Annotated in this window: 16 protein-coding genes; 7 read left to right on the forward strand and 9 right to left on the reverse strand. The window is 38.5% G+C overall.

Going from position 1 to position 22,120, the window contains the following annotated elements; all coding sequences use genetic code 11:
* The coding region (locus tag RM529_RS06525; RefSeq protein WP_311483949.1) for a hypothetical protein at window positions 1-1,236 on the forward strand (1,236 nt) is incomplete at its 5' end.
* Between the two features lie 462 nt (window positions 1,237-1,698).
* Window positions 1,699-2,745, forward strand: coding sequence for a M12 family metallopeptidase (locus RM529_RS06530; RefSeq protein ID WP_311483950.1), 1,047 nt, complete (start codon window positions 1,699-1,701; stop codon window positions 2,743-2,745).
* 159 nt (window positions 2,746-2,904) lie between these two features.
* On the opposite strand, the gene RM529_RS06535 is transcribed toward RM529_RS06530, so the two are convergent.
* Window positions 2,905-3,501 carry an acyl carrier protein phosphodiesterase gene (locus RM529_RS06535; protein WP_311483951.1) on the reverse strand — a complete coding sequence of 199 codons (597 nt, stop codon included), beginning with the start codon at window positions 3,499-3,501 and terminating at the stop codon, window positions 2,905-2,907.
* A 114-nt stretch (window positions 3,502-3,615) separates the two neighbouring features.
* Between RM529_RS06535 and glmM the strand changes: the two genes are divergently transcribed.
* A complete protein-coding gene (gene glmM / locus RM529_RS06540; RefSeq protein WP_311483952.1) occupies window positions 3,616-5,001 on the forward strand; it encodes a phosphoglucosamine mutase in 1,386 nt (461 codons plus the stop codon).
* Here the strand turns inward: glmM and RM529_RS06545 are convergent, their stop codons facing one another.
* Window positions 5,002-5,907, reverse strand: a complete 906-nt coding sequence (locus RM529_RS06545; protein ID WP_311483953.1) for a lysophospholipid acyltransferase family protein — start codon at window positions 5,905-5,907, stop codon at window positions 5,002-5,004.
* Window positions 5,908-5,959: 52 nt separating this feature from the next.
* Here RM529_RS06545 and RM529_RS06550 point away from each other — a divergent pair, with 52 nt between their 5' ends.
* Both RM529_RS06550 and RM529_RS06555 read left to right on the forward strand, forming a co-directional pair.
* Complete coding sequence (locus RM529_RS06550) at window positions 5,960-6,607, forward strand: rhomboid family intramembrane serine protease (protein ID WP_311483954.1); 648 nt, start codon at window positions 5,960-5,962, stop codon at window positions 6,605-6,607.
* A gap of 37 nt (window positions 6,608-6,644) precedes the next feature.
* The gene (locus tag RM529_RS06555; protein WP_311483955.1) at window positions 6,645-7,325 is read left to right on the forward strand and encodes an SIMPL domain-containing protein; all 681 of its coding nucleotides are present in this window, start codon (window positions 6,645-6,647) and stop codon (window positions 7,323-7,325) included.
* A 397-nt stretch (window positions 7,326-7,722) separates the two neighbouring features.
* On the opposite strand, the gene RM529_RS06560 is transcribed toward RM529_RS06555, so the two are convergent.
* Window positions 7,723-8,838, reverse strand: coding sequence for a redoxin domain-containing protein (locus RM529_RS06560; RefSeq protein ID WP_311483956.1), 1,116 nt, complete (start codon window positions 8,836-8,838; stop codon window positions 7,723-7,725).
* 151 nt (window positions 8,839-8,989) lie between these two features.
* On the opposite strand from RM529_RS06560, the gene RM529_RS06565 reads away from it, so the two are divergent.
* Window positions 8,990-11,359 (forward strand): GAF domain-containing protein, encoded by a 2,370-nt coding sequence (locus tag RM529_RS06565; protein WP_311483957.1) that lies wholly within the window; start codon window positions 8,990-8,992, stop codon window positions 11,357-11,359.
* Here RM529_RS06565 and RM529_RS06570 read toward each other — a convergent pair.
* Window positions 11,351-12,535, reverse strand: coding sequence for a Pycsar system effector family protein (locus RM529_RS06570; RefSeq protein WP_311483958.1), 1,185 nt, complete (start codon window positions 12,533-12,535; stop codon window positions 11,351-11,353). The genes RM529_RS06565 and RM529_RS06570 overlap by 9 nt on opposite strands.
* Window positions 12,536-12,590: 55 nt before the next feature.
* On the opposite strand from RM529_RS06570, the gene RM529_RS06575 reads away from it, so the two are divergent.
* A complete protein-coding gene (locus tag RM529_RS06575) occupies window positions 12,591-16,313 on the forward strand; it encodes a metallophosphoesterase (RefSeq protein WP_311483959.1) in 3,723 nt (1,240 codons plus the stop codon).
* An 86-nt stretch (window positions 16,314-16,399) separates the two neighbouring features.
* Here the strand turns inward: RM529_RS06575 and RM529_RS06580 are convergent, their stop codons facing one another.
* From RM529_RS06580 to RM529_RS06600, 5 genes are all read right to left on the reverse strand, one after another.
* Complete coding sequence (locus RM529_RS06580) at window positions 16,400-17,371, reverse strand: YlmC/YmxH family sporulation protein (protein ID WP_311483960.1); 972 nt, start codon at window positions 17,369-17,371, stop codon at window positions 16,400-16,402.
* 32 nt (window positions 17,372-17,403) lie between these two features.
* Entirely contained in the window at window positions 17,404-17,649 is a 246-nt protein-coding gene (locus RM529_RS06585; protein ID WP_311483961.1) for a hypothetical protein, read from the reverse strand.
* Window positions 17,650-17,968: 319 nt separating this feature from the next.
* Window positions 17,969-19,324 (reverse strand): M28 family metallopeptidase, encoded by a 1,356-nt coding sequence (locus RM529_RS06590; protein ID WP_311483962.1) that lies wholly within the window; start codon window positions 19,322-19,324, stop codon window positions 17,969-17,971.
* A gap of 124 nt (window positions 19,325-19,448) precedes the next feature.
* On the reverse strand, window positions 19,449-19,736 hold the full coding sequence (locus RM529_RS06595) for a YtxH domain-containing protein (protein WP_311483963.1): 288 nt from the start codon (window positions 19,734-19,736) through the stop codon (window positions 19,449-19,451).
* 131 nt (window positions 19,737-19,867) lie between these two features.
* Entirely contained in the window at window positions 19,868-22,075 is a 2,208-nt protein-coding gene (locus RM529_RS06600) for a bifunctional alpha,alpha-trehalose-phosphate synthase (UDP-forming)/trehalose-phosphatase (protein WP_311483964.1), read from the reverse strand.
* Window positions 22,076-22,120 lie beyond the last annotated feature (45 nt).

The raw sequence follows: 22,120 nt of genomic DNA on the forward strand, positions 1-22,120 counted from the left end.
TATTCGGCAGATCTGGAATTGACTCCAGGAACTTACCAGCTTGAGGAATTCATAGTGTATGATGAAGCAGGTAATATGATTTGGATAGCACCAATAGATGAGGGTGATAGTGGAGTGTATAACGGCTATGTAGCTGATGCCCTGCCGATGACCATCGATCTTGGAGCGGGAGTAAAAAAATATGTAGATGTAGAGGTGCTTTGCTTTGACGATCGTAACGTTAACCAATATGGTTATCTGTTTTTTGATATTATTCCACGTGAATTGTATGAGCTATGTTTCTTTACAAACTATTGTACAGAAAACGGAAGGCATTATACGGCAAATTATAGTCTAGATCTTTGGTATGTTATCGAAGGTGGAGATGATGAACAACTAGTTGAAGATTCCATGCCTGTGACTGGCGTCAATAATTACGGAGATTATTATGCAGAACCTTTGTGCATGACTATTCCCGCACCAATGATGGGTGAGGATGAGGAAGAAGGATATCTGTATTATGAAGTTACTCTCCTGGATTGGGAAGGTAATTATTCAGATATAGAAGATGGATCTGTAATGAAATCCGGATATCTTAACTGGAACGATATAGAAGATCTTCTTAACACCGATGATGATGATGATACAGTAGATTCTGATGTGGATTACTGGCACGTATTTTTGGGATGCGGACAAGATGACGGTGAAACAGACGGCGGAAACGGCGGTGAAGAAGACTGCGATAGTACAAACCCTACTGCAGATTGTGATGACGATGGGGTCTTAAATGAATGTGATGAGGATGCAATAGGCTACGGCACATTTGATTGTGATGATGATCAAATTGTGAATGAAGATGAAAGCGAAGGTTGTGTTGATGATTCTGATCCTGATTGTGGAGAAGAGGAAACAGAACAGCCAGAACCCTGCCTTCCTGCAGCTAATGCAGGTTGTATTACCACTGGTTTTCAAGGTGAAATTTCTAGTAATTTTCCTATAGACTGGATATACAATAGTACTGCTGTTGGTTCTTTAAGGTTCACGGTAGAAGAAGATGGAGATTTGGTCGTTGGAATAACATTCTTTGTGCAAGAAGGTTTTGGTATGGACAACATTGAAATCATGGTAAATGATGAAGTAGTCGAATGTTTTGATACTGATTTAGACACTTCTCTTTACCAGTTAACTATAGACGGTGACTTTAGTTATGGAGACTTAGAAGTTGACATTAGGGCGAACCTTTGTAGTATTCTCTAAACATAAACATGTAATCTTCTCAATAATTATTTGACCGGGGGGTGACTAATTAATCAGAAGATTATTTTTACTACATCAATACCTAGGTTTTGAGGTAGTATTAGAAGTGACCATTCAGATTTTTCTGAATGGTCTTTTTTTTGTTAAATTTTACATAAAATTTCACCTTAAGACATTTATGTTTATGTTCGTCTGCCTCAGGTACTGGTAAAAAATACGATAAATATCAATAGATAGTTTAACTTATTCAAATGCAATATTTTATATAAATGATAGGTTTCATTACGAGGAATACAAGCTATTCTTTTTAGTAGATTAAAAAAGTTATATTGAACTTGTAGGAAACTAGCTGTTAAAGCATTGGCTGTCTTTTTAACTGATTTTTATGGTATGGACTTTGCCAATCCTGTATTGTAAATTTATCAACAGGGATGAAAAATCCCCCAAACATTAATCCTCCTTATGAGAAAATTTAAATTTTTATTTGTGCTGCCCGTGTTGGGAATTCTCGCGTGCAGTGAAGATCCAATTGCAGAAAATCAAGAAAGTGCAGAAGAGTCCCAGAAAAATCTATTTAACCAAAATTTAACAGAAGTAGCTTATCCGGACCAGTCGGGTCCCACCTCGCAAGTTTATTTTGCAGGTCAAAAACTTCCTGTGGAAGAAATTAAAAATGCTTATGTATATCAGGGTGATATTATTTTCCCTAAGAACATGGTTAATTTACAGCCTAAAAAAGTTGTTTACCAGGAAGGGGATACTCCTCAAAAAAGTACAGGCAGAACCTCTGGTTTATGGCCTGAAAACACGGTGTATTATCAGTTAGATTCTAATTTATCTAACCAGGAGCGTGTATATGACGCTATTGAACATTGGGAAAAGAATACCCCACTCCAGTTTGTAGAACGTTCAGGAGAGTCAGATTATATCTATTTTACCTCTGGAGCAGGATGTGCTTCATACATTGGGAAGATAGGAGGAAGACAGGAAATAACACTAGCTAGAGGTTGTAGCACTGGAAACACTATTCATGAGATAGGCCACGCTGTTGGCCTATGGCACGAACAGAGCAGGGTGGATCGTGACAAGCACGTCAATATTCTGTATGAGAACATAGAGAACGGACGAGAACATAACTTCGAAACTTACGAAGAAATGGGCTACGATGGCGAGGAGTTTACAACTAATCTCGATTTTAATTCAATCATGATGTATAGCTCGTACTCGTTTTCTAAAAATGGTCAACCTACTATTGTGAGGAACAACGGTAGCTCATATTCTGTACAGAGAAACAAGTTGTCATCTGGAGATGTAAAAGGAATAGAAAGCATGTATCCTTCAACTTCTGTAGGGACACCAGAAGAGCCTGTAGAAGAGAATTACATTAACGGGGAACACTATACTTTAAGCGGTTTGACAGTGCTTAGGTACAATGATTCCTGGTACTACGGCTCCATGTTTGGCTGGAGAAAAGTGAAATTGGTAAGAGATAATTGGTATTGGGTTTAACAGAAAGGAACCGTGAATTTAGAAGAAGCCTCGCATTTTGCGGGGCTTTTTGTATTTTAGGGGGTACAAAATCCTCACCTGTTGTGAAGAAATTCCCCATTTTGCCGTTTTACTTGAAATTCACTTTATTTATGCATAAAATTAACAAAAATTTATGATTTATTGGACGTGGTTTAGCTCCTTGATTTTTTCCCTGCTAAACGTGATTAGATCGGCAAAGAATTTAGTGAATTCCTCATGAAATTCGCTATAGAATATTTCCAATTCTTCCACTGCAAGGCTCATTTTTGATTTATTCTTCGTGCGATAGTCCATTTGACGAAGAATACGTTCCATTCCATCAATTCGGGCGTAGCTTAAAAGCCAGTTGTCCCGAAACATATACGGCATAAAGTTCTGAACGTTTTTTGGAAGAACTGCCGCACTTTCCCGAAGAAGATTATAGAAATTTTGGGTGTATTCTTCCAGTGGTTCCCGCGAATAAAGATTCCAGTTAACAGCGAGAAAATGGTCGTATAAAATGTCTACGATTACACGGCTGTAGTGGCTGTACTTGCTAAACAGTCTATGTACACTTCTTTTAACTACGGGGTGAGTATCGGTATAGTGATCTATGGCGCGGTGCAGAATAATACCTTTTTGTATAGGTTCAGGAAAATCCAAGAATTTTTTACCTTTAACCGAGTCTGCTATAAAATTCCCAATCTTCAAATTGTTATCGTCTCCCGAGAGATAAATATGTGCCAAATAATTCATTTTTTGAAGGTACAAATTTTAGGTGGTACTGTTTAAATTTTGTTAAGATTTGGGGGCTCGGGGTTCAGCCTTGTATATTTGGCCTCTGTAATATCCAAAATTTAAAAATAAATCATGAGCTTAATCAAATCAATTTCCGGAATAAGAGGAACCATAGGAGGAAAAACTTCTGAAAATCTTACTCCTATAGATACTGTCAAATTTGCTGCAGCTTATGGTACATGGCTTAAGAAGGAAAGTCAAAAAGATAAATTAAAAGTAGTCATTGGAAGAGATGCCAGAATTTCCGGAAAGATGATTCAGGAATTAACAATGAATACGCTTACAGGATTAGGTATAGACGTTATTGATGTTGGCCTCTCTACTACACCAACCGTAGAAGTTGCTGTCCCCATGGAAGAAGCCGATGGTGGAATTATTCTTACCGCTAGCCATAACCCAAAACAATGGAATGCACTCAAACTGCTTAACAAAAAAGGAGAATTTCTTGATGGTAAAGAGGGGGCTAAAATTCTTGATCTTGCCGAAAATGAATCCTTTGATTTTGCTGAAGTAGATGATTTAGGTTCTATTTCCAGAAAAGAAAATTACATAGACACTCATATAGAAGAAGTCCTGAAATTAAAACTTGTAGACGCAGGTAAGATAAAGAGTGCAGGATTTAAAGTCGTGGTGGACGGCGTAAATTCTACCGGGGGAATCGCCATTCCAAAACTCCTAAAAGAATTAGGAGTGGAAGTAATAGAACTATACTGTGAACCAAACGGACATTTTCCTCACAATCCCGAGCCGTTAAAGGAGCATCTGGGAGACATTTGTGCACTTGTAAAACAAGAAAAAGCCGATTGTGGTATTGTAGTAGACCCCGATGTGGATCGGTTAGCTTTTATTGATGAAAAAGGAGAGATGTTTGGCGAAGAATATACCTTAGTGGCCTGTGCAGATTATGTTTTGGGTAAAACAAAGGGTAACACGGTAAGTAATTTATCTTCGTCAAGAGCTTTGAAGGATGTGACTAACAAACACGGCGGGAAGTATAATGCAAGTGCTGTGGGAGAAGTAAATGTTGTTCAATTAATGAAAGACACCCAGGCAGTTATTGGTGGGGAAGGAAACGGCGGAATTATTTATCCTGAAGCACATTATGGAAGGGATAGTCTTGTTGGAGTTGCCTTGTTTTTAACACACCTGGCAGAAAAGCAAATAAATGTTTCTGCTCTTAGAAAAGAATATCCTTCTTATTTTATGAGTAAAAATAAAATTGAACTTACACCAGATCTTGATGTAGACGGAATATTAAAATCGGTAGAAAAGCGGCATCGCGACGAAGAAATCTCAACGATTGATGGTGTGAAAATTGACTTTCCCGATAATTGGGTGCATCTGAGAAAATCTAACACAGAGCCAATAATAAGAATCTATACAGAAGCAAAGAGCCAGGAAGAGGCAGATGATCTTGCCAAAAAGATGATTAAAGAAATTCAGGATATTATTGCCTGATTAGTCGATTATTTGTGCACCTTCAGGGATTGGATGGCCACTGTGCTTCCATCTCTTATGCGTCCAAAGGTAAAATTCCGGCTTTTGTCTTATCTGGTTTTGCAGTAGATCAAGATAAGTGCGCACAATTTTATGATCGGGCTCTTGCGCTGCAGAATCGGTAATATTAATAAGGCTGGCGACGTAGTGACCTCTGGAAACCTTTTCCACATTCAGGTATATTACAGCCATATTAAATTCCCTTGCCAGTTTTTCAGAACCAATAAAAACAGGAGCCTTTGTTCCCAGAAAATCAGCCCAATATTTCGATTTGGCTAATTTCGGAGATTGGTCTGCAACCATGGCGTAAATTGCTCGTTCATTCCTACTTTCATGCTTCGTAATAGTCATTGTGGCCTTAGAAGTTGAAATAAGTTCCCCCTTAAACCTCCCGCGAATATCCCTAACTAATTTATCGAAATGAGGGTTCTTAATCTTTTTGTAGATACCATATGCCGTTATCCTAAGTCCATACAGCTGTAAAGCAATCATCCACTCATAACTCGCGTAGTGCCCGCACATCATCATAATGCTTTTATCCTGGTCCTGTAGACGAAGAACCTCTTCTGGATTTTTAAATATAAAGCGCTTCTTAAGTTCCTTTTCAGAAATTGTGAGAGTTTTGATCATTTCCAGGAACATGTCGCACATGTGCGAATAGAACTTTTTTCTTATTCTGAATCGTTCTTCTTCAGTCTTTTCCGGAAAAACCAGTTTTAGGTTCTCTGCAACTACTTTTTTCCGGTAACCAATTATGTGGTAAACAAGGAAGTAAACGACATCAGATACCGCGTAAAACAGTCTGAAAGGCAGAATCGAAATAGTCCATAGCAGGGGGTAAATCAACCAAAAAACCAGGGCATGCATAAAAAAAGTTTCAGCAAATATATGGTATATTTGACACTAAATTTAAGCAGATATGGGAGATTTGAGTCTGGTGACCATAATAGTGATCGCAGCAAACGTAATTATTTCTTTTAAGGGGTTTAATGATAATGCCTTTTTTGAAAAGTACAAATTTAATGTTGGAGATATTAAGAGAGGTGCCAATTATCAAATATTGACATCGGGTTTTTTGCATGTAAACACCACACATCTTTTTGTAAATATGCTTACGCTCTACTTTTTCGCAAATGTGGTCATTTACGGGTTGGGAACTACAGGTTTTGTGATTATTTACCTGGCGAGTTTAATTTTGGGAAATCTGCTTTCTTATTTTTTTCATCAAAATGAACTTCATTACAGGGCCGTTGGAGCCAGTGGTGCCGTTATGGGAATCTTATATTCTGCTATTCTCCTACGTCCAGATATGATGCTTGGGCTGTTTTTTGTAATACCTATTCCTGCCTATATCTTTGGGATTGGCTATTTGCTTTACACGATCTGGGGCATGAAAAAACAAATTGGGAATATAGGACATGATGCTCATTTTGGTGGTGCTGCCGGAGGTTATCTTCTTACCCTGGTGTTGGCTCCGCAGGTTTTTGAAAGCCATTTGCTCATGGTGATCCTGCTGGCAATTCCTCTGGTAATTTTGTTTGTTCTACAAAAAATGGGAAAAATTTGATGTACAACTAAGTTTAACAATTCTAAATATTGAAAAAATGATAAAGAAAATTTTATTCCTGGTGGTGATTCTTTGTGCTACAGGATCTCAGGCTCAGGAAAGGGAAACTCATCTCGTAAATGTTACCGGCGAAGGTACGGTAAATGTTGTGCCAGATAAAGTTATAATTAGAGCCCGAATTGAGCACGAGGGTGAAAGTGCGGCTGCTGTAAAGAAGCAAAATGATGAAGCAGTAAATTCTGTGATAAAATTCCTGAAGGAGAATCAAATTCAAGAGAAAAATATTAATACAGAATATGTTACGCTGAATAAATCTTATAATTACAATGAGAAGACGTATTCCTTTTCAGCCAACCAGGCGATATCTATTACGCTGGAAGATATTGAAGATTATGAAATGATTATGTCCGGATTATTAGAAGAAGGACTTAATAGAATTGACGGTGTGGATTTTAAATCTTCGGAAGCTGAAAAGTATGAAACCGAAGCCCGGAAAAAGGCTGTTATGGATGCAAAAAGGAAAGCTGAAGAACTTGTGTCCCCTTTAGGACAAGAAATAGGAAAGGCAGTTTCTATAAGTGAAGGAACAGTAAATAATCCGCAGCCAATGTATAGAATGGCGATGATGGACGAAAGCAGTAAAAGTAGCCAAGAGTCCATAGCTCCTGGTGAAATGGAAATTACTATTCGGGTAAATATTGGTTTTCTTCTGAAGTAATAGGGGGCAGCCTTCTAAGAACAGGTTCAAAAATGGCAATTTTCGTACTACTCATTTCTTTCCAGCCATTACTTACAATAAGAATACTTTCAGGAGATGCTGAAAGTCTTTTTTGCTTGGATGCTTTGTTCGTATTTTGACATTTCATAAAAGCAGGTCGATAATTGGCAAATTTCGGATTACACTTTCCACGAGATTCTACCAAATTTTTAAAAACTGGTAGGTTTAACCTTTTAACGTAATTCTGAAATGATAATTTTCTTCAGAATCACTAATTTATATACTTAAAAGGCCACTTTAACAACAGCAGGTCGATAACTGGCAAATTTCGACCTGCACCTTTTAAAAAGCTGGTTTTTATTTAAAGAAATCAGTAAATATCTTTTCTGACCTTATTTTAATTAAGTAATTCGCGTATCCGGGTTTCAAGATCATCTCCACGAAGGTCACGATCTACGATTACGCCGTTTTCATCTAAAATAAAAGTTGCGGGAATCGACTGGATATTGTAAAGTCGCGCTACAGGATCCTGCCAGAATTCTAAGTGAGAGACATGATGCCATTCCAGACCATCGTCCTCTATGGCCTGTAACCACCTGTCCTTTTGGCCGGGACGATCCAGAGAAACCCCAACGATATTTAGTCCGTCGTCATGATACTTATTATAGATTTTCACAACGTTAGGATTTTCTGCACGACAGGGCTTGCACCATGCCGCCCAAAAGTCGATAATGGTCACTTTTCCCATAGCGTCTGAGAGGGAAAGTTCAGAACCGTCTGGAGTAGGAGCCGAAAATTCTGGTGCTTTATTTCCAATAGCTACAATAGCCCGTTGTTCCAAAGTTTTCTCCAGTCCTTTGCCAAGGGTGGTCTGTTTTAGATCTTCAGAAAGATTTTGGTACATTTCCTGGATTTCTTTTACAGGAGTAACTTTCATGTTCAGCATATCCATGAGGATCATAAGTGAAACGTAAGAATCCTGGTTTTTTTTCAGGATTTTTTTCCTAAAAACCATGTCATTATCTTTCACTTCCTGCTCTGTTGCCTGAAGGGTCGCAAAACGTGAAGAATCCTGGGCATTGTATGCTTCTTTCATGTCTGCACGACCAGATTTTATTTTACGATTCACCTCTTTTAGATGGCTCATGTAATCGTTTAAAGCACGGTTTTCTTTACCTCCCGAAATTCTCGAACTTCTAAGACTATCTTTATAGGCTTCAATAGTTATTTCCTCATCTTCAGAAATGTAAATAATATTTCCTTCTATTCCGTCAAAAGCGATAAAACTCAAATTAGGCTGGTTATTTTCCTCAAGATCCACCTCAAATTTGCCATTTTGGACCTGTGTTGTATCTATAATTGCAGGTCTTTCGGTTTCTTCGCTAATTTCAGAAATGTAGACGTTGGTTCCATCTTCGACACCTTCAATAGTTCCGCTCAAGAAGTATCCTTTTTCCTCCTCACAGGAAGCCGCTAAAATGGCAAAAGCAAATAAAATTATTAAATTCCGCATAAAAAAATGTGTTTGTTTATGAACAAAAATAAGCAACTGTAATGGTACTCTTTAGCATTTCTAATAAAATCTTGTTAATAATTGTTAATTTGTGGTCCATGAATATTTAAGAAAATTTAGAACAGGTAATTTAGCCATATATTGAGGTATTATGAAGGAACAGATGGAAGATTTTCCCTTAGAAATAAAAATAAGTTTTCATAAAGTAATTGAGCAGTATAAAGCTGAACTGAACAAAGAACATAACAGGATATCCAACGATTATATGGAGGATATGATGGAGTATATTTCCACTTTTCCTGAACTTACAGAAGGTATTAAGGATGCCTGTGATCTTAAAAAATTTGAGGAACCAATAAAGATTTTATTGAATGACCTTTTTCCTACTGTTCTTACCAATAATGAAATTAAAGCTGCATCCATACCTTACCATAACATCCTTTTTAATGTCTCCAGCAGGTTAAAAAAGATATTAGAACTCGCCGGCGACGAGTTTGTTCTGGAAACCCGAAACATGAACAAGGATACACATTACATTAATGCATGTATAAACATCCTTAAAGAAGAGTATGGTTATGATATCGATTTTTCACGCCCGCTTTACTACGATATTCCCGATGAAAATGGTGTTACCCGGCATTATAGAATTGCCGTGAATGGGGACTTTATAGATGTTTATCCTAAAGAAAATGCTCCTGAAATAACGCAGGAAGATGTGGATCTTCTTATACAGAATATTGATGATATCGATCTATGGAAAGAAAAATTTCCTCCCAGGAGCTATGTGTTTAAAGGTTTTACAATTGTAAACCTTACCGATGTTACGATAGACGATGCAATTTCGAAATTGAAAACCACTCTTTTGTACAATGAATCTTCAGAGAAAGACGAGTTAAAAAACCTGGAGGAAATATTCCGGTCTATCTACAAAATTCCAGATCTACGGGTAGGATTCACAGTTTTTGATGCTTCAGAAAAGAGTTTTGAACCTTTAGAGAGTGATCAAACTACAAGTTTTCTTTTAAATAACAGCACATCTCTGGACAGTGAGAAGGGGCTTTGTGAGCAGGCATATAAGAAGCTTGTTGAAGGGCATACCTATTTCTCTATTTCTAATGTTAAATCTTACGCAAAAAAGACGGGCAACAATTTGCTTTCACAAAATCTGAAAGCCAATAACGTGAAAAGCTGTATTCTCGCACCGGTAGCAAAAAAAGGCAGATTACTGGGTGTTCTGGAATTGGTTTCTGAAAGAAAAAACGAACTGCATAGCATAAACGCTTTAAAGCTGGACGAAATTCTGCCATACATCGTTACAGCCGTAGAACGCAATCGTTCCGATTTTGAAAACCGGGTTAAGGCAATTATACAGAGTGAATGTACTTCTATTCACCCTAGTGTTCTTTGGGTATTTGAAAAAGAAGCTAGAAAGTTTATAAAAGATCTGGATGATGATGGCCTGGCTTCTTTTAAAGACATAAGCTTCAAAAACGTTTATCCACTATATGGGCAAATTGACATTGTAGCTTCTTCGGAAGCAAGAAATTCTGCAATTCAGAAAGATCTTTTGATTCAACTGAACCTTATTCTCGATATCATCGAAATGGGTTCTGAAATAGAAGAACTAACCATTTATGAGCAGGTTGGATTCAGGATTTCAGAATTTAAAGAGGAACTTGAGGGAAGCTTAAATGCTTCCAGTGAACAAAAAGTATTTAATCTCCTCCAGAAGGAGGTTAATCCTATAATGTCACACCTTAGGAAGCAATCCAGGGAACTGAAGCAGGAGGTGGAAGAGTATGAAGCTATGCTAAACCCGGAGACCGGACTGGTGTATGATGAAAGGAAGAAGTATGATGATACCGTCCAGAACGTTAATAGAACAATGTCCCGCTATATAGACAGGAAGCAGGTGCAGGCGCAAAAAATTTATCCGCATTACTTTGAACGCTATAAAACCGACGGGGTAGACCACAATATTTATATTGGAGCCTCGATGGCCAACAACAAGCCCTTCAATAAAATATATCTGTACAACTTGCGATTGTGGCAGTTGAGTACGATGTGCGAAATGGAAAACAGGTTTTACCAGCTGCAGGAAAGTACTCCAATTAAATTAGATGCCGCTTCTTTGATTCTCGTCTATAATAGTACCATGTCTATAAGGTATCGTATGGATGAGAAGAAATTTGATGTGGACGGTACTTACAACGCGCGATATGAAATTATTAAGAAGAGAATTGATAAAGCATATATAAAGGATACGGAAGAAAGGATCACCCAAAAAGGCAAAATAGCGATTATTTACTCCCAAAGAAGTGATGAAAGGGAATATCTAAGGTATATAAAATACCTCCAGGCCAAGAATTATTTAGGAGAAGAAGTGGAACTGCTGGAGTTGCAGGATGTGCAAGGCGTAATTGGCTTAAAGGCGATAAGGGTTAATGTGCTTTATTCTACAGGAGACAATCCTGAAGAGGAAAATATTACTTACGAAAACCTGATGCAGGAATTACATTAAGTAGAAGCCAATTACAAAACTTATTACCGATACGATTATTCCCACCATAAAAACAGTATAGGTAAGCCTTAGCAGAAAATATTTTCTATGCAGGACCTTTCCCAGAAGGTGCAAATCTAACATGAGAGATTCATACACAAAATCTTTGTCTTTGATCATTTCCTTCATCCCCCAACGGAATTGTTCAAAAGGCATTTTATGAAAATTGCCAAAAAACAGCAGGTTTACTTCCCGGTCTTCAACCTGTTTTTTGGTAAATTCCCCGCTGGTTACATTCGGCCTTGTGGACATTATGGAGAGAATAATAGACGCTACACTAAACAGTATGAGCACCATGCTGGGTATGAGGAGGTGCTTATTGGATGCCGCATCAAGTTTTGGAATAAGATTGGCAAGTGCCAGAGAAATGATAATGGCATTAACAGACAACAAGATATTGGCCTTAGTATCTGCGATATCGCTTAGTTTAATATGGTTCCTAAGGGTGACCCGAAACATTGTTTGTATACTTCGTTCGGGATTGTCATTTTTATATTGAGCTTTAAGCCTGGCCTTATGTTCTTCTTTCTGAAGTTTCTTTTGTCTTTTTTTCTGATCTTCGATAAGCTCTAAAAGATTCTCTTCTTTTCCCGGTTTCCAGTTTTCCAGGGCATAGGCGGTATAGTACTGATGTTTTTCTGTAAACAAACGAATGTTTTCCTGAATCCATTCTGCACCGCTAAAATTTTTAATATTGTGAAGCTGAAGTTCCTGCCTTAAAAACTCGCTGGCCTCTTCAAAATAATCTTTTGCAAAATGGGAGGAATCTGCGTCCCTTATAACTTTTTCTGCCTCAGTCTCCGGGTGGTTGTCAAATTTTGTAGCCCTTATCAAAGTCGTCACTTTTTCAACAAGCTCTTTTGTGGCGTTATTTTCTTTAAGAAAATCCGTAGCAATTTTTACACTTTCTTCTTCATGGCCGTGGTACGTTCTGGTGTAACCCGTGTCATGAAGCCACGCTGCCAGTATGAGCGCATCTTCTTCTTTAACATTAATTTCAGAACTATCGACTATTTCTTTAGTACTTTTAACTACGCGCTCCGTATGCTTGTAGTTGTGGTATATATAGGTGTTTGGAAGCTTTTCTTTAAAAAGATTATGTACAAATTTATCTGCTTTCTCAATGAGGTTGTTCATATACCGGAGACTTAAATTTTCTTGCCAAATTACAAAAAATATTACCAAACTGTTTATGAAATTAAAATACGTGATCATTGCCATTCTGGCTGTAATCATTTTCCAGTCATGTTCTTCTGCCGGTGCCAAATATCGTGAGGGTGAACTAAAAGAAAATTTTGATTACCCTAAGGACAAAGAGATAGAGAAATCTTTTTACTTTCTGGGGGATGGAGGGTATTCCCCAATTGGCGGGAGTTCTATTGGTCTTATTGCTTTTAAGAACTTTTTAGATTCGATTAATCGTCCTGAACAATATTCTGTTTTTTTAGGTGACAATATTTATCCTGTAGGAATGCCCGGTACGGAGAATTCTAATCGGGAAGAAGCTGAATATCGCTTAGATGCTCAACTTGATGCCCTGGAGAATTATGACGGAAATGTTCTTTTCATACCCGGAAATCACGACTGGTACAGTAAGGGCATAAACGGCCTTGAGAGACAGAAAGAATACCTTAAGGAAAATTCTGAAAATAACGTAACCTGGGTTCCAGATACAGGTTGCGGACTGGATGTGCTTGAAATTACAGAAAATATCCAAATGATCGTTATAGATTCCCAGTGGTACCTTGAAGATTGGGACAGGCATCCTACGATAAACGATGATTGCGATGGTATTAAAACACGCGAAGCGATGTTTCTGGAGGTGGAGTCTGAAATTAAAAAGAATCATGATAAAACTGTAATTATTGCAGTGCATCATCCAATGCTGACTAATGGAACCCATGGAGGACAGTATGACTTCGACAGTCACCTTTATCCTTCTCAGAAAAAAATTCCTGTACCGGTTTTAGGTTCTCTGGTGAGCCTGGTAAGGACAACAGGAGGAGTTTCTATTCAGGATGCCCAAAATGAACGTTATAAATCTCTGGTGCAGAGATTAACCACACTAGCACAGCAGGGAGAACGATTAATTTTTGTTTCGGGCCATGAGCATTCCCTGCAATATCTAATCAACAATAATATAAAGCAGATAGTTTCGGGATCAGGATCCAAGGCTTCGTATGTGAGATTAAGCAATGATGGTCTTTTTGTGTATGAAGGTCAGGGTTTTGCAGTTTATGATGTGTTTGCAGACGGTTCTTCTTGGGTAAGTTTCTACGGAAATAAAAATAACCAGCCTAATTTGTTGTACCAACGGGAAGTCTTTCCTGCTCCTTTAGATTATGATATTTCAGAAGTGCCTGATAGTTTTCCAAAAACAATGACAGCCTCCATCTATTCTGAAGAGGAAACTGAAAAAGGTGAAGCATTTACAACACTATGGGGTGAGCGCTACCGGGAGCTTTACGGGAAAGAAATAAAATTTAAAGTAGCAGATCTTGATACCCTTTATGGAGGCCTTGACGTAATAAGAGAAGGGGGAGGGCACCAGACGGTATCTCTTCGTGTAAAAGATAGTCTGGGAAGAGAATACAACTTCCGCAGAATAAGAAAGGAAGCAGTTCAGTTTTTACAAACCGTGGCTTATAAAAACAAACCCGTAGAAGATCAACTGGAAAATACGATAGCAGAACGTTTTGTTCAGGATTTTTATACCTCGGCACATCCCTATGCTTTTTTGGCAATCCCAAATCTTTCTGAGGCGGCAAACGTATACCATACCAATCCTGAGGTGTTCTATTTACCTAAACAAAAGAAATTAGGCAAATATAATGAAGGGCACGGGGATGAGGTGTATATGCTGGTAGAACGGCCGGAAGAGAATTGGCTGGATTACGAAAGTTTTGGCCGGCCAGATCACGATATTGTTAGTACAGCCGGAATGTTTGAGCGTTTGAGAAGAGACGAGAGATATAAGCTGGACGAATCTGCTTATGTGAGAGCACGCGTTTTTGATATGCTTATAGGAGATTGGGACCGGCATCAGGATCAATGGAGGTGGGCAGAAATTGAAACAGGGGATGGCAACAGGATCTTTCGTCCTATTCCACGTGACCGCGATCAGGTTTTTTCCAATTTTGATGGAGCCTTTTTCGGAACCTTAAGAGCTTTGGCAGGATTTGCGAATCAATTTGCAGTCTATGGAGCAGATATAACAGACATCCAGTGGTTCAACATTGCAGCCACTGGGCTGGACAGGTCTTTGCTGCAAAATGTTGGAAGGGAAGCCTGGCTGGAAGAGGCCCAATTCATTCAGAAAAATGTTACCGACGAGGTGATTGAAGAGGCTTTTTCCCAATTACCCCCGGAAACGCTTGGTGAGACTACAGATGAGCTCATAGAAAATGTAAAGGCGCGGCGCGATAATATAGTGGCTATAGCAGAACGGTATTACGAGCATTTTGCAAAACTCGCTATTGTTACCGGTACAGATAAAGATGATTTTGTTGATGTGGTTAGAATGACTGAAGGCCGCACCCGTGTAACCATTTCGAGAAACAAGGACGGCGAACGTGCAGAAATTGTTAGCGATAAAATATATGACAAGAAAGATACTCATGATATCTGGATTTATGCTCTAGACGATGATGACCAGATTACAGTAGAAGGTGAGGGCGATAATTGCATTTTTTTACGCATCATTGGTGGGCAAAACAATGACGTCTATACCATAAGAAATAAGGAAAAACTGAAAATCTATGATCACAAAACAAAGCCTAACACCATAAAAGAAGGAGCAGATGCAAAGTTCAGGTTCTCAAACAGGTATGAAACCAATACTTACGATAAAAATAAGAAAAATTATACGTCTGGAAATATCACTCCGGAAATAGGCTATAACCCAGATGAAGGTTTTAAAATTGGAGTAGAGGCCAGCTTTGCCAAATACGGCTTTAAAAGAAATCCGTTCACTTCAAAACACACCTTCGGTGGTGGTTTCTATTTTGCTACAGGCGGTTTCGACCTTAATTATCAGGGGGAATTTGCTCATATTCTTGGAAACTATAATTTACAGGCAGGCGCACATTTTACCAGTCCCAATTTTGCCAGGAATTTCTTTGGTTATGGTAATGAAACCCCAAATTTTGAAGATGAACTGGGAATGGACTATAACCGGACAAAGATAAGCAGGGTAGGGGCAGATGTAGGGTTCGTTAATGCCACTCCTTTTGGAAGCTATTTTGAATATAAGGCAAATTTTGAAGCTATAGAAGTGGAGGCGACAGAAGGGCGGTTTATTACTGAAAATTTTAATGCAGATGAGGAAAGTGAATTCTTCGACAGAAAATATTTTGCGGGACTAGACGCTTTATACAGGTATGAGAGTTATGATGACAGATTAAATCCTACAAGAGGAATGCGATTTGAGCTGAACCTTGGAGGTAAACTTAACATTGGAGATACAGACCAGCATTTTGGCTATTTTAAACCGTACTGGAGTTTTTATAATGCAATATCCAAGAACAGAAAGGTTGTACTAAAAACCAAGGTGCAGGCTCATCTCAATATGGGGGATGGGTATGAATTTTATCAGGCCGCAGCTTTAGGTGGAGATACTGGCCTTCGAGGATACCGGCAGGAACGGTTTATTGGTAAAAGTGCATTTGCCACGGGAGCTGATCTTCGTTACAGTTTTAATACGGTCAAGACCAATATTCTTCCTTTCCAGATCGGAATTTTTGGAGGGTATGACCTTGGGCGTGTATGGGCAGATTTTAAACAGAATTCGCTCTGGCATGACAGTTATGGAGGTGGGATCTGGATTAATAGTGCCGAAGCTATAAATGGGACGTTTAGCTTATTTTCAGGCGGCGAGGGAGCCAGGTTTTCCTTTGCTTTTGGATTTAGGTTCTAATTCTAAATACGATAAATCTAAAAATGCAACTCTAAGTTTTATAAAATCGCCCAGAGTTGCATTTATTACAAATATTTGGTACTTAATTATCCTTCCCTTCTCCCATTGTAATCTTTGTTGTGAAACTCGGTTCTCTGGTAGAAGGGATCGTCTGAATTTCTTCTGTTTTTATTTTCTCTGTTTCTGAAGGATTCATTGTCACTTTCATCCAGGAAGTCTTCATTTTCCGGTCTTTGTTGTTGCTCTTCGCTTTGATATTGTTGGTCGTAAGCAGAACTTGACTTAGGCGCTTTCGGATTATTTCCAGCGACTTTCCTTTCATCCAGGCGATCTTCTTTATACCCGCGGTCGTCCATTTCATTACGTGTGTGGTCTCCTGTAAAATCATGATCCTGAGAATTTCGCTTTTCTCTGTCACTCTGGAAATCCTTGTCATAAGAAGTATCTGCGTGTTTTTCGGAATTCACCACATTTCTTTTTGATGTTGCATTTTCCTGGTGTCGAGGGTGTTCCTGTGCTTCAATCTCCCTCCGGCGCACTTCCTCGTCAGGAATTCTACTTCCGGAATTTCTCTCATATTCCAGATCACTTTTTCTTACATCTTCCGAAGAGGAGCCACGATTGTAAGACTGTAGTACAGTTTCTTCATAGCCTCTGTCTATAGGATTTCCTGAACGATAACGTTTTGTCTCTGCAAACGTCCGGTGATCTATAGTATCTGTGTAAATAAATTTGTGAACACGGTTTATTCCCACCATGCCAATAGGAATAATCACGTGGTTCTCACCTTCTTTGTTTACAAATTCATGAACATCTCTGTTGGCAGGCCTGCCATAAGGATCGTGGTTGGCCTCAATAATAGTTTCGTCTACTTCCACATCCAGGTAAACCACCTTTTCAATATCCTTATTCACCAGTAAATTATCTACCTTTCCAATAACGCGATTGTCTGAATCTTTTACGTCCCAGCCCCTGATGTCGGGATCTTTACTGGAAATTTTGTAATCTGATAATTCACTAAAATGAAATAGATGCTGATTCTTATGTTTTGTACTCATAGCTTTATATTTAATTCTGTTAATCAACGTTTTTAAACCAGCGCTTCCTTATTAATTCTGAAAGGCGTATGCATGGTTTGTATTAAATCTACATTGGAAGATCTAAGCAATACCTTAGGTGCCATGCTAATTTCTTCTACTTCTTCCCGGTCATTATCTCTTTCATCAACATTGCCCTCCTGAAATAAAAAAACGAGTAAGATTATTCCCAGCATGAGCGCAGCAAGTATAATCCATAGCCACCTCGATTTTTTCTTCTCTACTTGTAGGTCTGCCATAGCTTTTTTTCGGATTCTAATAAAGATAAGAACATAGCTGTTCAGGCTTATTTAAGCTTTATATAAAGTATTGTTAATTAATACTTAAGGATTTATGTAAATTTATGAATGTATAAATGTATATAGGAAATCACGGGGGAGGAGAAGCGAAGGTAGTTGCAGACAATAAAGAAAACTTTTCTTAAAAAAAGATATTTTCCCTTAGTTAAGTAAAGGCGATAACATTAGTTGTTGCTACAAGAGAACAAAAATGTGGAAATTAGAAATCCCGGAAGCTTAAATAAGATTCCGGGATTTTCAGAGGCTTAGAGCATTTGCCTTAACTGAAAGTGCCTGAAGGGAAAACCACCAGACTCTCATGCCCGTCTCTTCCAACAGCAGCGACACCAAAAAAATAATTATCTATTACTATACCTTCAAGGGTAAATTCGTTTACATCGCCTACAAAACGGGAGTGGTCCCAGGTTGGAGAAGTAGTATCCCTCCAGTAAATTTTATAACCTGCAATATCTCCTTCTACTTTTTCCCATTTCAACTTTGTAGAAGGTTCTACAATTCCACCAATTTCTACGTTCTTAGGTGCAGGTGGTGCCCAGGCAAGGCTTGCCAGGTTAATGGCGTTTACGGCAGTGAGCTTTTTGGCATAATCAAAATTTACGCCTTCAATTACATCTCCATATGTTATCCCGTCCTCGCTCCTTAAATCCTGATGTTGACGATTGTAGTTTTCGTGAGCTTCCATTATTCTCACACCCGCAAAACCAAGATCATTAAAAGGCCTGTGATGACCACCACGACCAAAGCGATCCAGTCTGTAGATCATCATCGGGTTCATTTCGGGCATATAAGTTTCTGTGTTTTCGTGAATATATCTGGCAAGCTGACGGGAAATTCCGTCTACTTCTCCTCCATAAAATCTGCGCATGGTTCTTTCACGTTCGGTTTCGGTAGGAGGAACGGGTTCAGAAAAAATGCGGAAGGTGCGGTTATCTATAACACCGTCTACACCTTCAATATTTCCTATCATGTCGTTGTTTAGCACGCCAATGATTTCCCATTCATTTTTCTTTGCATATTCTGCCAGTCCTTTTCCGCCAAAAAGGCCTTGCTCTTCTCCCGAAAGTCCTACGTAAACAATACTGTTCTCAAATTCGTAGTTTGATAACACTCTTGCAGCTTCGATAGTACCAGCCATTCCGCTGGCATTGTCATTGGCGCCGGGTGCATCACCTTCAAAATCCATAGTGTCAGAATTGCGGGAATCTATATCACCGCTCATGATAATGTAGCGGTTAGGATATTTTGTGCCTTTTTGAATAGCAATAACGTTTACTATCCAGGCCTCATGCGGTATACGTTCTCCGTCTTCAGGAGTTACGAAATCTTTTTGATAGAAAACATTTAAACAATTTTCACAATTATCTGAAATATTGTCAAATTCAGATTTGATCCATCTTCTTGCGGCACTAATTCCCCGTGTGTTGGAAACCGTATCACTAAAGGTATTCCTGGTACCGAAATTTGCCAATTTTCGGATATCACTTTCTATTCGTTTCGCGGAAACTTTATCTATTATCTGATATATACGAGAATCTGTTTGCTGTGAGAATCCAGAGGATGATATTAAAATACTTAGAAGGAGTACAGGTAAAATTTGTAAAAATTTTTTGATCATATTATTTTGTTTTTTGTAAAGATGCAACCTCTATAAAAACGAAACAAGGCGGAAGAACTTTAGGGTGAGGCAAAAAAAAAGCTTCGTTTCCGAAGCTTTTAGCATTATCTATATATCTGAAACATTAACTGGCTTTCATTTTATGAACTTCAGCTTTAGCTTCATTTATTTTCTCTTCAGTCTTTGATTTGCTAAGATTAGCTTTGGTTTTTGATTTTAAGGCTTCCACCTTATGGTTTAGGGAATCTGTAAAATTATTGATTTTTCCTTTAGCCCCAGAGATATAATCGTCTCCCGTTTGAGTAATCGCTTTACGCGTATCTTCACCTTTTTTAGGAGCAAATAATATTCCGGCAATTGCACCTGCAGCTGCCCCTGAAATTAATCCTAACAATAATTTACCTGATTTCATAAGTTTTATAGTTTAGTTCGTAATTTAAATTAGTATATAAAATTACTGCGAATTAGCTTTAAGACCATAAACTGCTAGTTAACATTGATATAAACTTTATTTTAAAATGTCAAATTTTTAACATAGCCTTGTTAGTCATTGTCGGTAAAGGCCTTAAGAAGCGTTCTCACTCGTTTTGTATCTTCTACATAATACCTGGCACTGGTTTGTTTAATCCCAACTTTTACGGTATAAGCCTTTTCAGGTAACTCTTTGAACATATATTCATCTGTCCAATCGTCACCAATGGCGAAAATGAAGTCTTGATCCTTTAGCTTCTTATTAGATGACTTTCCTTTGTTCACCCCACTGCTTTTAATCTCCAAAACCTTGTTGCCGTTTAGAACGCTTAACCCGTGGTTAGAGATAAGTTCTTTTAGAACATTTGATAGTTCATTTGCCCTGATTTCCCCTAATTCGGGATCGGCTTTTCTATAGTGCCATGCCAGGGAATAATTTTTTTCCTCAATGAAAGTACCGGGGGTCCTGTCTACAAAGTTTTCTATTACAGGTCTTACAGCCTCCATCCAGTCATTCTTTACATTTTCTGAAAGCTCCCAATCTTTACCTTTCTCCCTTACCCAGGTGCCATGTTCAGAAATAAGGTCTATAGGAGTATCCTCCCACCATCTGCCAAGGGTGTCTTTATCCCTTCCACTAATAAGAATAACCTCTGTTTTCTCTTGGTTGGCTAATCGCTTGATAAGGGCAATTATTTCTTCGTCTGGTTTGGCATTTTCCGGTTTATCGGCAAAGTTTACCAGCGTACCATCGTAATCCAGAAAGAGAATCCTGCTTTTTGCATTTTTGTAGGTTTCCAGAAGATCATCGTACACTTTCGAGTTTATTCTTATCGCTTCAAAAGCCTGCCGGTTATCTTCAGTATTGCGAAGGGCCTTCATAAAGTCCTGGGCCCATTTCTCTACGCTGTACCGTTTTAATCTCTTCTGAATCATTTTATTCCGGGAGATCTGTTCCTCTTCTGGCATCTCAAAAGCTTGTTTTAATGTAGAAGCCATCTGGTCAAAATTGTTCGGATTAATAATAAGCGCCTCATTCATTTCGTGTGCTGCACCTGCCATTTCACTTAAAATTAAAACTCCGGTATGATTGGTCCTGGTAGCTATATACTCTTTTGCAACAAGGTTCATCCCATCCCTAATTGGGGTAAGTAATGCAATATCGCAGGAAGTATAGAGATCAATAAGATTTTCAAAAGGCATAGATCTGTAGAAATACCAGATAGGCGTCCAACTAACCGTAGAGAATTTTCCATTTATACGACCTACAAGTTCATCAATTTCCCTTTTTAACCTTTGGTACTGGGGGACATTGGATCGCGACGGGACCGCAAGCATAACAAGCCTTACTTTTTCTATAAATTCAGGATACTTATCCAGAAAATATTCAAAAGCTCTTAGACGGTTGGCTATTCCTTTGGTATAATCCAGGCGGTCCAGACTTAAGATTAGTTTTGCATCTGGTGTGGCCTTAAGATGGTGATCCAGTCTTTGCTGAAGCTCAGAATGATTTTCTGAAGTCTTTTCAAAGTGATCCAGGGCTGCTTTTTCGAACTTATCGTAGTCTATTCCCATGGGGAAGGAATCTACCTTTACAATCCTGTCCGGAAGTGTTATTTCATTAAAATCTACCTGGTGCCTTAAAATTCGGCTAACCGAACTAAGAAAATGACGTTCATAGTCATAGGTGTGAAAACCAATTAAATCGGCACCTAAGACTCCTTCAAGAACTTCATCCCTCCAGGGTAGTGTCCTAAAAACTTCATAAGAAGGAAATGGGATGTGGTTAAAAAAGCCAATTATCGCATCTGGAGCCTGCTCCCTTATCATATTAGGCACAAGAAGCAACTGGTAATCGTGAACCCAAATATGATCCCCTTCCTGATAATGTTTAAGAACTTCGTCTGCATATTTCTGGTTCACCTGTTTATAAGTTTCCCAATACCAATCGTCAGATTCAGTAAATTCCATAAAGTAATGGAAAAGCGGCCATATGGTACGGTTGCTAAATCCATAATAGAATCCCTCAATTTCATCTTGAGTAAGGTTTACGGCTATGCAATCTTCTTCCCTGGCTTTGTTTTTTACATCTTCTAATAAATGTTCAGGAATCTCTTCTTCTGGCATGCCGCTCCAACCTATCCAAATACTGTCACCTTCTTTATGAAAAGATTTAAGGCCTGTTGCAAGCCCTCCAACGCTAGGAGTCACTTGCAGTTCATCATTTTCAATGTTTATTTGTAAGGGTAATCTGTTCGATATAATTATAGTTTTACTCATATTTTTGATTGGTTCTGTTGCAGCAAAGTTGAATTTTCTTAAATT

It is taken from the genome of Autumnicola edwardsiae (genome assembly GCF_031846505.1).
GTDB classification, from domain to species: domain Bacteria; phylum Bacteroidota; class Bacteroidia; order Flavobacteriales; family Flavobacteriaceae; genus Autumnicola; species Autumnicola edwardsiae.